Source organism: Nitrosospira sp. NRS527 (assembly GCF_018406445.1).
In the GTDB taxonomy this organism is placed as follows: Bacteria; Pseudomonadota; Gammaproteobacteria; order Burkholderiales; family Nitrosomonadaceae; genus Nitrosospira; species Nitrosospira briensis.
The window spans coordinates 2609168-2623206 of the sequence record NZ_AP024515.1 but is presented as its reverse complement, the minus strand read 5'-3'; the positions used below and the strand labels follow the sequence as shown (position 1 = coordinate 2623206).

Sequence of the window (14039 nt, the reverse complement as noted above, 5' to 3'; positions counted from 1 at the left end):
GGTCAACCGTTCACTACACTTCGAATCCAAATACCCAAGCCACCAACTGTATTGTAATGGCGATAAAAGGTCCGATCACCGCACCTAATACGCCAGTTATCAAAAGCAGCACGAGTATCATAAAACCGTAAGGCTCAATCTTTGCAAAATGTTGCGCCAAATGGGGCGGCAGCAGGCTCACCGCCACGCGGCCCCCGTCCAGCGGCGGTAGAGGCAGCAGATTCAGCACCATTAATACCACATTGATTTTGATACCTGCTTCGCCCATCAAAATCAGGGGCGTCGAGAGATCGCTCTCAGGCAGATCGAGGCCAACCTTGATCATGAACCCCCACACCAGCGCCATGAAAAGATTTGCACCCGGCCCAGCCAATGCTACCCAGAGCATATCCTGCTTGGGGCGGCGCAATGCCGCGAAGTTGACCGGTACCGGCTTGGCCCAGCCAAACAGGATGCCGCCCAGCCACAGCGTTACCAGGGGAAGCAGAATTGTACCGATGGGATCGATATGCCGCAGCGGATTAAGGCTGACGCGTCCCTGTGAATAGGCGGTGAGATCGCCAAAATGCTTGGCCACATACCCATGCGCGGCTTCATGCAGCGTAATGGCAAAAATTACCGGCAGTGCATAAATGGCAATACTCTGGATGATGCTATCCATGTATCTTTCCGAAAGGTTCAAGGCTGCCCTTGCCTTGCCGGGTAATTTCTGGCGTATCCCCGGTCAAATCAACCACGGTACTCATCTCCAGGCCGCATGCGCCGCCGTCCAGCACCAGCTCGACATGGTGCTCCAGCCGCGCGCGGATTTCCTCCGCATCATTCAGGGGAAGCTCATCCCCGGGCAATATCAAGGTGGAACTCAACAACGGCTCATCCAACTCCGCCAGCAACGCCTGAACCACGGGATGATCGGGAATCCGCACACCGATGGTGTTGCGTTTCGGATGCAGCAAGCGGCGCGGCACCTCTCGCGTTGCCTGGAAGATAAAAGTATAACTGCCGGGCGTGCTGGCCTTGAGCAACCTGTGTTCGCGATTATCGAATTTTGCGTAACGGGAAATTTCGGCCAGATCGCGGCACATCAGGGTAAAGTGATGGTCTTCACCCACTTGCCGAATGGCGCGAATGCGTGTCATGACGTTCTTGTCGCCCAGTTGGCCCCCCAGTGCATAACACGAATCGGTAGGGTAGGCGATGACACCCCCTGCGCGTACGATAGCTGCTGCCTGCCGTATCAGGCGTACCTGAGGGTTAGCCGGGTGAATGGAAAAGAATTGGGCCACGTGAGAAACAGTTTTTAATTATAATTTTAGGGCATCCAAAAAAAATCGTATGCTTCAGGCAGGTCCAATTACTAATTGTCGACCGCCAGGATGCAAACAAAAGTCGCTGAGATGTCATTGCATCTTCCAATATGCATCTGCTTCGAGCGTGGCGAACATACAACTCGCCCATCACGCCGCTACTTTCCAGTCATGCCATACCGGCTTGCAGTAATCGGGCAGTGGCGGCATCCGGCCCAGATCGAAATAGCTCTCGCCCGGTCCGTGAAAATCCGAGCCGCGCGAAGCTAATAAACCCAGCCGCTGGCTATGGCGCGCAAACAGCATGGACTGTTCCGGCGTATGGCTGGCGGTGATAACCTCAATCGCTTCTCCACCAAGGGTACGAAATTCAAGCAGCAGCTCGTCCAATGCACCCTTGCCCAGTTTGTAACGGCCAGGATGGGCAATCACAGCTCTGCCACCGCTGTTGCGTATCCAATCGATGGCGTCGCTCAAGGGTGCCCACTGATGCGGTGCATACCCGGGTTTGCCCTTGACAAGATATTTTTTGAAGACCGATCTGACGTCCTTGGCGTAACCCTGCTGGACCAGAAAGCGTGCGAAGTGCAGCCGACCTATCAGGTGCCCATTGCCGGCATGTTCGCAAGCGCCTTCAAGACTGCCGTGAATGCCGAATTTGTCGAGCTGCGCCGCGATTTTGCCGGCTCGCACCGTCCGGCCCTCGCGTATCGAAGTCAGGCCCTGCGCGAGTTGCGGGTGTTCCGGGTCTATGCCAAGCCCGACAATGTGCAGGGTCTGGCCGCGCCAGTTAACGGAGATTTCCACCCCATTGATAAAGATGATGTTTTTCTCGACCGCAGCCCGACGGGCTTCATCCAGTCCAGCCACATCGTCGTGATCGGTCAACGCCAGCACCGCCACCCCTTGCGTGGCTGCGTGCTCCACCAGTTGTGTGGGCGTCAGCAAGCCGTCGGAAGCCGTGGAATGACAATGTAAATCAATGTTGAGCATGAAGCCGGTTCGCGCGAAGCAAGAGACGCATCATAGCAAATAAGGAAGGGTATGAAAAATGAACCTCGGAAAAGAATCAAAAAGAATGCGGAGCTTGTATTTCAGCCGGAGGCGTGCGCGCAGACTCATGGCAGCAAAATCAGTAACTAAGCAGCGGTAACATCTTTCCCGCGAAAGTGAGGTCTTCCTGAACTATGGGTGCACTGATTCCATATGCTTGAAATGGTTCCATGCCCAAAACGCCCAAAAACGATAAAGCGCTTCTTCGGGGGGCTCGTCCCGGCAGCTATAGCTCGAACTTATCGGTTAGCTCATTTAATACGCATTTTCAGGTAAAGTACGAGGATACAATTGTCGAACTCAAATGGAACAAATGGATTTTCTACCGATTTTTTTCAACATCAGAAACCGTAACTGCGTGGTAATCGGCGGCGGCGAAGTGGCCGCACGCAAGATCGCGTTGCTGTTGCGTGCGGGTGCACATATCACGCTGGTTTCTCCACAGCTCGGCGCGGATCTGCGGATACAACTCAATGGGGCGCTGCGCGGGCAACTTGAGCAGGGCAGGATTATCTATCGCGCCGAGACGTTCCAGGCAGATCATCTGCGTGATGCCGTCCTGGTCATTGCCGCTACCGACGATCCCATAGTCAACCGGAACGTATCGGAGGCCGCCGGACGGCTGCATATCCCTGTCAACGTAGTCGATTCCCCCGCTTTATGCTCTTTCATCATGCCATCGATCATAGACCGGGCGCCTATTATAGTCGCGGTTTCGAGCGGGGGTGCATCCCCGGTGCTGGCACGATTGCTGCGAGCCCGTCTCGAAACCATGATACCCGCGGCATATGGACGTCTTGCGGCTTACGCAGCGGAGTTCCGCGATCGGGTGAAAGCAAGTTTCGCGCGCCCCGAGAAAAGGCGCAGATTCTGGGAAGGTGCACTGCAGGGACCGTTTGCGGAGATGATTTTTGCCGGCCGGGATCAGGCAGCCAGGGCTTACCTGGAGCGTCTGCTGGAAAACGAGGCTGACGGTGCAGGAAAGAGAGAGGCCGGGGAAGAGATGCAGGGAGAAGTTTATCTCGTAGGCGCCGGGCCGGGAGATCCGGAATTGCTGACTTTTCGAGCGATGCGCCTGATGCAGCAAGCGGACGTGGTGGTGTATGATCGCCTGGTTTCGCCCGAAGTACTCGATATGGTGCGCCGCGATGCGCTGCGTATTTATGCGGGCAAGGAACGCAGCAAGCACGTCATGCCGCAGGAATCCATTAATGAGTTACTGGTACGGTTGGCGAAAGAAGGCAAGCGCGTGCTGCGGCTGAAAGGCGGCGATCCGTTCATCTTTGGCCGTGGCGGCGAAGAAATCGAAACCCTGTCCAGCCAGGGCGTTCCCTTTCAAGTCGTACCGGGCATCACGGCGGCAACCGGGGCGGCATCTTATGCCGGTATCCCGCTCACGCATCGCGACTATGCTCAGTCATGCGTTTTCGTGACCGGCCATCTCAAGGACGGCAGCGTGGATCTGGATTGGCCGATGCTGGCGCGGCCACATCAGACTATTGTCGTCTACATGGGGCTGCTTGGATTGCCCGTATTGTGCCGCCAACTGATCGCGCATGGTCTGCCGGCTACAACCCCAGCCGCAATCGTGCAACAGGGAACCACTCACAAACAGCGCGTACTGACTGGTTCGCTGGAGACACTTCCCGATCTCACCACTTCCGCCAATCTCATCCCGCCGACACTCATCATCGTGGGTGAAGTCGTGAAACTGCACCAGAAACTTGCCTGGTTCGAGCCAGAGAGCGATCTGCATGCTGGCGAGGTTGCAGCAAATAAAAAGAAGTAGGGTGCTAATTAGCGACGCGCATAGCGCCGTATGAAAATTTTCTCATCATTATTGCATGCCTGACTATCGACGTGCCTGGCGTCCGGGTGGTACCTATTTCTTTACCATTAACCTGCTGCAACGACAGGGTAACGACCTGCTAACCCGGCATATAGATTTGCTGCGCAAGGTGGTGGGGCTGGTACGGCAACGTCATCCTTTCCTTATCCATGGCTGGGTGGTGTTGCCAGAGCATCTCCATTGCGTCATCGAACTTCCACCTGGTGATGCCGATTTTGCGAGGCGGTGGCGGTTGATCAAACTTACATTTTCCAAGGCATTACCAATTACCGAGCGGCGCTCCAAGGTTCGAATAGCGCGTGGTGAACGCGGCATATGGCAACGTCGTTACTGGGAGCATTTGATTCGCGATGAGAAAGACTTTCATGCGCACATGGATTATGTTCACATCAATCCACTCAAGCACGGTTTGGTTAAACGGGTGAACGAATGGCCGTATTCCACCTTTCATCGGCTGGTTGAAAAGGGTATTTATCCGGCAGATTGGGCAGGAGGCGATGAAAATAAGCTTGAATATGAAGATTGACATACCGCTTCACTTCATACGGCGCAATGCGCTTCGCTTATTGTCGCCCTACTTCTTATACCTTGCGGGCTTGAGGTAATAAAATGGAAGGTCCAAATCCATAACCTCAATCCATACAACTTGGCTTGATTACGTTGTCGGCCTCATGCGAATAAGGTAGGGCGACAATAAGCGAAGCGCATTGCGCCGTATGCTATGTGTGACCTCCGCTGCAACGAGACTCTAAAACATCAAAAAGCACCCAAAAAATCAGGGTGCTTTTAGCGAATCAATGTTTCAGAAGCAATGCCAACAGCCTATTTATCCGGCTGCGGCGTGATGCGCAGATATGGCCGGGGTGCCTTGTAACCTTTCGGGAATTTCTGCTTGATGACCTCTTCGTCCTTTATCGTCAGGGGAATAATCACGTCATCGCCATTTTTCCAGTTGCCTGGCGTTGCCACCGTATACTTGTCGGTCAGCTGCAGCGCGTCGATAACTCGCAGAACCTCGTCAAAATTGCGGCCCGTGCTCAACGGATAACTGATGATGAGCCGAACCTTCTTTTTCGGATCGATGATGAACAGCGACCGAACCGTCACGGTATCCGACTGATTCGGGTGAATCATGTCGTACAGCGTCGCAACCTTTTTGTCCAGGTCCGCGATGATCGGAAAATCAACGCTGCAGTTTTGCGTTTCCTCGATATCCTTGATCCACCCAGCATGTTTCTCCGATGAATCGACCGATAATCCGATTGCCTTGACGTTGCGTTTGTCGAAATCCGACTTGAGCTTTGCAGTCAACCCCAGTTCGGTTGTGCACACAGGCGTGTAATCGGCGGGATGCGAAAACAGTACCGCCCAGGAATCGCCTATCCATTCATGAAACCTGATCTTTCCGATCGTGGAATCTTGCTCGAAATCAGGTGCAGTATCGCCTAAGCGTAAAGTCATGGCATCCTCCTAAGTTAACAATGGATTAAAAGTTCGTCAGAAATTGATAAGCTCAATATAGCCTGACTGCTGTAATGACTCAACAATTATTATTCACGCAAAATGGATGAGGTGGATAGCACCGCATCATTTTCTCCATCAGGTGCAAGATGCGAAAGTACGTACTTACCGGGGGACTGCTGCAGTAGCGGTAGCGAGCCAACCTCACCGCTTGATCGGAAAACCCCACGAATAAGGCCGTTCATATTTCTGCAATATGTTGTAGTACGTACGTACCGATTCCGCCAGTATGACCGCTTCGCCGCCTCGCCCATAGCCATGCTTCAGATTGTGAAAATATTTGCTCTGGCTTAGTAGCGGTAATGTTTGCTTCAGATCTACCCACGAATCCGGGTTAAGGCCAAGACGTTGAGCGAGAATGCGCGCATCCTCGACGTGTCCGGAACCCTGGTTGTATGCTGCCAGCGCGATCCAGGTACGATCCGGTTCCTTGATGCGTGTGGGCAGCCCATCTTTTAACAGCATCAGGTAGCGCGCGCCCGCAAGTATGCTCTGTCGGGCATCCAGTCGATCGGTCACCTTCATCCGGTCGGCGGTAATTTCCGTCAACATCATGATGCCGCGCACGTTGGCGGGCGAAACCGCAAGTCGATCCCAGTGGGATTCCTGGTAGGCCAACGCTGCAATCAACCGCCAGTCAATTTCCGTCACCTCCTCGGCCTCATGAAAGTAGCCGCGCAAATCGGGCAGTATCGTGCGTCTTTTCTTCAGAATGCCAATCACATCCGTTTGGAGAAGCCGCTGAGTATGACCATAATACCGGTCGAGCAAGCGCACCAGAGTGCCGTCCTGTTCGATGCGGTTAAAGAACTTCCGAGTCCTTTCCAATAATTCGCGTTCAGCATAGGGTGAAAAGGCCCATGCCTTGCCGGCTGGTTCACCTAAATCAAACGCTACGCCCAAATTAGGGAAGAAATTCTTTGCCAAATTGATTTGGGTGGAGTCTGCTATCACGTAATCGACTTTTCCCTCTGCCAGTTTTGCCAGCAGATCTTCGGGCGTAATATCCACCTCAGCCCATTTCAGTTCCGGAACGTGCTGCTTTGCCTTATTCAGTGGTTCGGTATAGGTGGCGCCCCCGGCAATTTCGACAGTTCTCCCCACGAGGTCGTTCATATTCTTGGGCTTCGGGTAGTCCGTATTGTAGGCAACCTGAGGCTGGACGAGCTGATAGATCGGCCCGAAGCGGGCGCGCAACGCGTGCTTGGGGGTAATGGTCAAGCCAGCCGCAAAATGTCCTTGATGTTTCTCCAGGCTCAACAAGCCGTCATCCGGTTTCGGTACGATTTTAAACCTGACTTTCATACCCAGCTCGCGCGCGAACTCGGAAGCGAGATCGAACTCCAATCCGGCATGCCCACCTTCGGCATTCTCATAATAGGTATCAGGACTGTTTACGGTGATGACCACCAGCTCATCGGTTTTGTCGAATGGCGATACCGATTTTTCAAATGAATCACAGGCAGCAAGAATGAGGCTGCAACCGAAAACAACAAAAAGCAAACGGGGGAGAACGTGCATGGGAGAGAGACAAGCAGAATTCATGAACATTCTGCCATGTTGTTCTGAACGAGCGTGAGATAAACGTGAGATAAGCTGATAAAATGGTATACCACAACGGAGAGGTACCGAAGTGGCCATAACGGCGCTGACTCGAAATCAGATGGTCAGGGTAACCTGGCACGTGGGTTCGAATCCCACCCTCTCCGCCAATTTAACATCCGAGTTCCTCCAGTAAGCTCTTGTAAAAAAGGGCGCACCGACTTCAAGCGGCAATATGATCCTCGGCATTCGCCCGTAATGTTTCGGATAAATAGAAGTGGATGGCAAAATGTATCCGGCGACCAACAGCGACGGTCGGCGGATACACCCGCTGATGAGGGAATACGAAACTTCTGGAGGGGGTTAATGGTTTTTAACGAGAAGGATTGGAGGGCAAGAGTGAGGAAGACAAAAACGGACGCAAATATTTCGGCGCAATAATGGAGCTTTAGAATCGTGGCCCGCGATGCCTCTCAACTTCCTTTGACGCACATCACTGCTTTTAAAGTATGAACTACTTCCACCAGGTCTGCCTGGTTTGCCATCACCTCATCGATGTCCTTATACGATGAGGGTATCTCGTCCAACACCATTTTATCCTTGCGACACTCGACCCCTTTGGTCTGCTGAACCAGGTCGGCCACGGTAAATATACTTCGCGCCTGACTTCGGGACATTTTGCGGCCCGCACCGTGTGAGCAGGAGCAGTAGGATTCAGGTTCGCCCTTTCCCCGCACTATATAGCTCCGCTGGCCCATTGAGCCGGGAATAATACCCAGATCGTCCACCCGCGCACGTATTGCTCCCTTTCGGGTCACCCATACATTTCGCCCAAAGTGCGTTTCCTTTTCCACGTAATTGTGGTGACAGTTAATGGCTTCCCGGGTAAGGGTAAAATTAATGGGAATGTGGCGGCGTAACGCCGCTATTGTGGTCTCCATCATTATCCGCCGGTTCTCAAGCGCATAGTCCTGTGCCCAGTTAACAGCTTCCACATAATCGTCGAAGTCATCCTCGCCTTCTGCCAGCCATGCAAGATCGCTATCCGGCAGGTGAATGGAAAGGCGTTCCATCCGGCGCCGGGCTTTTTCGATGAAATAGCTTCCAATCATGTTGCCAATGCCCCGCGAACCCGAGTGGAGCATCACCCACACGTCCTGATTCTCATCTGTGCACAATTCGATGAAGTGATTGCCTGAGCCCAAGGTTCCGAGTTGTGATTCGGCCTTATTCAGCAAGCTGATCTCATCGGTCTTTCGACTTTGCGCGAAACGCCCGAACCATCGCTTGTAGCCACGACCTTCATTAAGCTCCAAGGAAAGCTTACCCAGTGCAACCGGCTTTTTGCGGCTTCCGCCAGCACCCAGGGGAACATCACGTTCAATCTGGCGACGGACAGAAAGCAACGAATCGGGCAGGTCCGAAGCTTTGAGGGAAAGGCGGACGGCATTCATGCCGCAGCCGATATCGACACCTACCGCGGCTGGAATGATGGCTTTATCCGTTGCGATAACGGTGCCTACCGTCGTACCTTTGCCAAGATGACAATCGGGCATGAGGGCGATACCGTGTCGATCTACGAAAGGCAGTCGCGCAAGATTTCTGGCTTGGGCAAGTGCGTCGCCTTCAACATCGGTCCAGGCCTTGATAGGTCTGGATCCTTCCTCGCTATAAATATTCTTCATTGCAAGAGGCCTCGATCACGTGAACGTGTTTTTACGATGGGGGTACGTCGTGGACAAAGGCGGCTGCTTTTGGTTCGACGCCTAATACCTCCCCGCCAGCGATTGGCGACCATAACTTCTCACACCCTTCTTTAGTCAAGGCATCGAGTTGTAGGGCTAAATCTTGCTCTTGACCCACGCATAACGAATTTTCGTTTCACTCCCTCTACAAAACATTATTATCGCGAAACTCATCTCAACTACAGCTTATAGGAGAGATACTTTCAAGAGACAGTTTTGGGAGATAAAAAAGTAGGGAAACCGAAAGGCTTTCTGGCACGCTGTTATCTACGAAAAACGACCGTTATTAAGAGGTAAGGCGCAAACAGGGCAGCATGGTTAAGGGGCTATAGCTGCAACGAATAACATACTCCACGATAGGTGTACCTAAGTCTAATTGTTGCCTCAGCAATAAAGAATATAATCCAAGTTGACGAAATTTGATCTCGCGTCATACCAAGACCTCACCTCGACGGAAAATTACGGAAGAGATTGGGGTGTGCGCGCTGTGGAACATGCTTGGACGATAGACATGTATTCGACGCGGGAGGAATACGCATGACGCCGGAAACAAAAGCACGTCAACAGATTGACCAGAAGCTGGAGCAGGCAGGCTGGGTCATTCAGGACATGAAGCAGCTCAATTTGGCGGCAGGTGTGGGTGTAGCTGTGCGCGAATACCCGACCGACAGTGGGCCGGCCGACTACGTGTTGTTCGCCAATCGAAATGCGGTAGGTGTGATTGAGGCAAAGAAGGACAGCGCTGGCGAAAACATCACTGCTGTCGAAAGCCAGACCGAGCGCTACGCCACCGCCAATCTCAAATGGCGCAAGGACAACACGCCCCTTCGCTTCTTGTTCGAGGCTACCGGCCAGATCATCCGCTTCACCGACAACGCTGATCCGGGGCCACGTTCGCGCGAAATCTTCCACTTCTTCAAGCCGGAAAGACTGGTCTCCTGGCTGGCGCAGCCTGACACCCTGCGCCGCCGCCTGGCCGAGCAAATGCCAGCGCTGCCTGAAAAGAACCTGCGCCACTGCCAGATCAGCGCGGTCACCGGGCTGGAAAAGTCACTGGCGCTGAACAAACCCCGCGCCTTGGTGCACATGGCCACCGGCGCGGGCAAGACCTTCACGGCCATCACCTCCGTGTATCGCCTGCTCAAGTTCGGCGGTGCCAAGCGTATTTTGTTCCTGGTGGATACCCGCAATCTCGGCAAACAGGCCCATCAAGAGTTCATGGCCTACACGCCGCCCGACGATGGCCGCAAGTTCACCGAGCTGTACAACGTGCAGCGGTTGGCCTCGCCCAATATCGACCCGCACTCGCAGGTATGCATCAGTACCATCCAGCGCATGTATTCCATCCTCAGCGGCGAGCCTATCGACGAGTCGGCTGAGGATGTCTCGCTCAACGAAGTGCAGCAAACCGTCAAGCAGGAAAAATTCGTTCGCTACAACCCGGCCGTGCCGGTGGAAACCTTCGACTTCATCATCATCGACGAGTGCCACCGTAGCATCTACAACCTGTGGAAACAGGTGCTCGACTACTTCGATACCAGCCTGATCGGCCTCACCGCCACGCCCGACAAGCGCACCTTCGGCTTTTTCAACGAGAACATCGTCGCCGAATACACCTACGAGCAGTCCGTGGCTGATGGCGTCAACGTCGGCTACGACGTGTACGAAATCGAAACCGAGATCACTCAGAAAGGCGCCGAGCTCAAGGCCAAGGAGTGGGTTGACCACCGCGACCGACACACGCGCAAAAAGCGCTGGAGTGAAACCGAGGACGACACCGCGTACACCGGCAAGGAGCTGGACCGTTCGGTGATCAACGTGAGCCAGATCCGCCAAGTGATCAAGGCCATGAAAACGGCGGTGGAAACGCAGGTTTTTCCGGCCCGCAAAGAAACACCCAAGACCCTCATCTTCGCCAAGACTGACAGTCACGCCGACGACATCATCAATATCCTGCGCGAGGTCTATGGGCAGGGGAATGCCTTCTGCAAGAAGGTGACTTACCGCGCCGAAGAAGATGCTGACAGTATCCTGTCCAGCTTTCGCAACGACTACAATCCGCGCATCGCCGTCACCGTGGACATGATCGCCACGGGCACCGACGTGAAGCCCTTGGAAGTGCTGCTGTTCATGCGTGACGTGCGCAGCAAGGGCTACTACGAGCAAATGAAGGGCCGGGGCGTGCGCAGCCTGGATGGCGACAGCCTCAAGCGCGTCAGCAACAGCGCCGACGGCGCTAAGACTCGCTTCGTACTGATCGACGCCGTGGGCGTGGAAAGGTCGCTCAAGACCGAAAGCCGGCCTCTGGAGAAGAAGCCCAGCGTGGCCCTGAAGGACTTGCTGCAAGGCGTGGCGATGGGCAGCCGCGATGACGACACGGTGCTCTCGCTCGCCAACCGCCTGGTGCGCTTGGCCAAGCAACTTGACGACAAGGCGCAGGCGCGCATTGAAAAGGCCAGCGGTGGCATTCCGATGAACGAACTGAGCAAGGGCCTGATTGCATCGCTGAACCCCGATGCCATCGTGCAAGCTGCGCTGGCCATCGCCAAGGCCAAGGGCATTACCCGCTGGGAAGACACCCTGCTGCCCCAAGAAATTGAAGCCGCCCGCACTGAGCGCGTGGCCGCCGCCTGCGCACCGTTTGACCAGCCCGCGCTGCGCGACGAGATCGAAAGCGCCCGCCGCGAGCGCGAGCAACTCATCGACCACATCAACCTGGATCAGGTGACCTTCGCAGGCTTCAGCGAACAGGCCGAGGCGCAAGCCAGAGCGGTCATTCAAACCTTCGCCGACTACTTGAAACAGCACAAGGACGAAGTTGCCGCGCTGGATTTTTTCTACCAGCAGCCCTACCAGCGCCGCGCGCTCACCTTCGACATGATCGAAGACCTGCACGAACGCTTGAGTAAGCCGCCGCTATTGCTCACCACGGAGCGCCTATGGAGTGCCTATGCCCGCGTGCAGGCCAGTCAGGTGAAGGGCTTGAGCAGCAAACGCCAGCTCACCGATTTGGTTTCTCTGGTGCGCTTTGCGCTGGGGCTGGAGGGCGAGCTCAAGCCCTTCGCCGACGAAGTCGGCAAACGCTTCCAAGCCTGGATCTTCCGCCACAACGCCCTACGCGGCACCGCATTCACGCCCGAACAGACCGAGTGGCTGCGGCTGATGAAGGACCACATCGCCAGCAGCTGCAGCATTAGCCGCGATGACTTTGATTACGCCGAACTGGCTGACAAGGGTGGCCTGCAGAAATCGTGGGGGCTTTTTGGTAAGGAACTCGACACGCTGATGAATGAAATGAATGAGGAGTTAGTGGCGTGAGTGAATTGCCAGATGGATGGGTTCAAATTGCACTCGGTGAAGCCCTCCAAATCCAAAAGGGGAAGAAGCCAATTGGTCTGGGTCCAAAGGGTGATGACCGATTGGTTCCTTACATCAATATATCGGCTTTTGAAACCAAGTTGGTTAAAGAATACGCACCAGAGCAGGACGTGCCGCACTGCGAGCCATCGGATACGTTATTAGTTTGGGACGGTGCAAGAGCCGGTTTAGCCGGGCGTGGCATCGGGGGATTTATTGGATCAACACTTGCTCGTCTGACATCGGACTTGGCAGATCCCTCATACATCTACTATTTCGTTCACTCGAACTACGGATACCTGAATACTCATACCAAGGGCGTAGGTATCCCGCATATTGATCCCATAGTATTGGCGGAAATTGCGTTTCCATTACCGCCATCGGGCGAACAAACCCGCATCGTCGCCAAACTCGAAGAACTGCTCTCCGATCTCGATGCAGGGGTAGCCGAACTCAAGGCCGCGCAGAAGAAGCTCGTCCATTACCGCCAATCGTTGCTAAAAGCCGCTGTCGAAGGCGTGCTCACTGCTGAGTGGCGTACACAGCACATACCCACCGAAACCGGAGCGCAATTGCTGGAGCGCATCCTCACCGAACGCCGCGTTCGCTGGGAAACCAAGCAGCTCGTCAAATTCAAAGAACAAGGCAAAACCCCGCCCAAAGACTGGCAAAAGAAATACCCCGAGCCGATGCAGCCGGACACCACCGACTTGCCGGAACTGCCGGAAGGATGGGTGTGGGCGAGTGTTGATCAGGTCGCTGAGGTTTTTTTAGGGAAAATGCTTGATAAGACCAAGCACACTTCAGGAGAAAAACTGGCATATCTTAGAAACGTCAATGTTCGATGGGGAAGTATTGAGATTGACGATGTTTACGAAATGTTTTTCAATATAGATGAACTGGAAAGGTATGGGCTGATCGCCGGCGATGTATTGGTTTGTGAAGGGGGCGAGCCTGGCCGTGCAGCAATTTGCAGAAAAGAACATGAAAGATTTAAGTATCAAAAAGCCTTGCATCGCGTACGGATGTTCAACTTGTATGAGCCAGAATTATTGGTTGCTTTCTTGGAGTTTGTCGCACAAACAGGGCGATTGGCTAAAACATTTACTGGCAGCACCATTAATCACTTCACTAAAGAAAGTTTTGTAGCATTGTGTATACCGCTGCCGGCTATGGCTGAGCAACGAATGATTGTCGAGCATATTGCCGCAGAAATCAGAAATATTAGTGATCAAGAATCTGCCATTGGGCTCTCCCTCAAACAATCCACCGCCCAACGTCAAAACATCCTGCGCGCCGCCTTCGCCGGCCAACTGGTGCCGCAAGACCCGAACGACGAATCCGCCAGCGCGCTGCTGGAAAGCATTCGCGCCGAAAGGGTGGAGCGTGAGAAACAGCCCAAGATACGCAAAACCAAACAACAAAAGGAGATCGCCGCCATGGTGAGCAAACTAATTCATGTGCTCGCCGAGGAGGGTGACTGGGTATCAGCGCAAGAGGCTTTCCGTCGCTGCGGTGTGGCCGATGGCGCGCTGACTGACCAGATTGAAGGGCTCTATGCAGAGTTGCGTGCTTTGGACAAGGCGGGACGGCTGGCCGTAGAAGCAGTCACCGATGCGCAGGGCCGCAAGCTGCACGACCGCCTGAAACTGCTGCCAACCTGAC

General features: G+C 54.2%; 10 protein-coding genes and 1 tRNA gene. 5 read left to right on the top strand and 6 right to left on the bottom strand.

From position 1 onward, the window contains the following. Positions 1 to 13: 13 nt before the first annotated feature. The 3 genes from KJS40_RS11745 to KJS40_RS11735 form a co-directional block, all read right to left on the bottom strand. Entirely contained in the window at positions 14 to 661 is a 648-nt protein-coding gene (locus tag KJS40_RS11745; protein ID WP_213537959.1) for a site-2 protease family protein, read from the bottom strand. Next, positions 654 to 1286 carry an L-threonylcarbamoyladenylate synthase gene (locus KJS40_RS11740; protein WP_213537957.1) on the bottom strand — a complete coding sequence of 211 codons (633 nt, stop codon included), beginning with the start codon at positions 1284 to 1286 and terminating at the stop codon, positions 654 to 656. The genes KJS40_RS11745 and KJS40_RS11740 overlap by 8 nt, the downstream gene beginning before the upstream one ends. Before the next feature lie 171 nt (positions 1287 to 1457). After that, a complete protein-coding gene (locus KJS40_RS11735) occupies positions 1458 to 2300 on the bottom strand; it encodes a 3',5'-nucleoside bisphosphate phosphatase (RefSeq protein ID WP_090458025.1) in 843 nt (280 codons plus the stop codon). A 373-nt stretch (positions 2301 to 2673) separates the two neighbouring features. Between KJS40_RS11735 and cysG the strand changes: the two genes are divergently transcribed. Continuing rightward, entirely contained in the window at positions 2674 to 4149 is a 1476-nt protein-coding gene (gene cysG / locus KJS40_RS11730) for a siroheme synthase CysG (RefSeq protein WP_213537955.1), read from the top strand. Positions 4150 to 4204: 55 nt separating this feature from the next. Then, entirely contained in the window at positions 4205 to 4735 is a 531-nt protein-coding gene (locus tag KJS40_RS11725) for a transposase (protein WP_213537953.1), read from the top strand. Positions 4736 to 5031: 296 nt separating this feature from the next. Here KJS40_RS11725 and KJS40_RS11720 read toward each other — a convergent pair whose 3' ends face one another. Together KJS40_RS11720 and mltF are read right to left on the bottom strand one after the other, a co-directional pair. After that, a complete protein-coding gene (locus KJS40_RS11720) occupies positions 5032 to 5670 on the bottom strand; it encodes a peroxiredoxin (protein WP_090957665.1) in 639 nt (212 codons plus the stop codon). A gap of 204 nt (positions 5671 to 5874) precedes the next feature. Then, entirely contained in the window at positions 5875 to 7275 is a 1401-nt protein-coding gene (gene mltF, locus KJS40_RS11715; RefSeq protein ID WP_244859581.1) for a membrane-bound lytic murein transglycosylase MltF, read from the bottom strand. Between the two features lie 74 nt (positions 7276 to 7349). Between mltF and KJS40_RS11710 the strand changes: the two genes are divergently transcribed. Continuing rightward, positions 7350 to 7442, top strand: a tRNA-Ser gene (locus KJS40_RS11710). Between the two features lie 303 nt (positions 7443 to 7745). Here KJS40_RS11710 and KJS40_RS11705 read toward each other — a convergent pair. After that, complete coding sequence (locus KJS40_RS11705; RefSeq protein ID WP_213537949.1) at positions 7746 to 8957, bottom strand: RtcB family protein; 1212 nt, start codon at positions 8955 to 8957, stop codon at positions 7746 to 7748. A gap of 597 nt (positions 8958 to 9554) precedes the next feature. Between KJS40_RS11705 and KJS40_RS11700 the strand changes: the two genes are divergently transcribed. Then, the gene (locus KJS40_RS11700) at positions 9555 to 12335 is read left to right on the top strand and encodes a type I restriction-modification enzyme R subunit C-terminal domain-containing protein (RefSeq protein WP_213537947.1); all 2781 of its coding nucleotides are present in this window, start codon (positions 9555 to 9557) and stop codon (positions 12333 to 12335) included. Continuing rightward, a complete protein-coding gene (locus KJS40_RS11695; RefSeq protein ID WP_213537945.1) occupies positions 12332 to 14038 on the top strand; it encodes a restriction endonuclease subunit S in 1707 nt (568 codons plus the stop codon). Before KJS40_RS11700 ends, KJS40_RS11695 begins: the two co-directional genes overlap by 4 nt. Position 14039: the final 1 nt, after the last annotated feature.

What these genes read in the sequence shown, in the direction of transcription:
- KJS40_RS11745 (WP_213537959.1), bottom strand. Translation starts at nt 661, where the DNA reads ATGGATAGCATCATCCAGAGTATTGCCATTTATGCACTGCCGGTAATT.
- KJS40_RS11735 (WP_090458025.1), bottom strand. Translation starts at nt 2,300, where the DNA reads ATGCTCAACATTGATTTACATTGTCATTCCACGGCTTCCGACGGCTTG.
- cysG (WP_213537955.1), top strand. Translation starts at nt 2,674, where the DNA reads ATGGATTTTCTACCGATTTTTTTCAACATCAGAAACCGTAACTGCGTG.
- KJS40_RS11725 (WP_213537953.1), top strand. Translation starts at nt 4,205, where the DNA reads ATGCCTGACTATCGACGTGCCTGGCGTCCGGGTGGTACCTATTTCTTT.
- KJS40_RS11720 (WP_090957665.1), bottom strand. Translation starts at nt 5,670, where the DNA reads ATGACTTTACGCTTAGGCGATACTGCACCTGATTTCGAGCAAGATTCC.
- mltF (WP_244859581.1), bottom strand. Translation starts at nt 7,275, where the DNA reads ATGAATTCTGCTTGTCTCTCTCCCATGCACGTTCTCCCCCGTTTGCTT.
- KJS40_RS11705 (WP_213537949.1), bottom strand. Translation starts at nt 8,957, where the DNA reads ATGAAGAATATTTATAGCGAGGAAGGATCCAGACCTATCAAGGCCTGG.
- KJS40_RS11700 (WP_213537947.1), top strand. Translation starts at nt 9,555, where the DNA reads ATGACGCCGGAAACAAAAGCACGTCAACAGATTGACCAGAAGCTGGAG.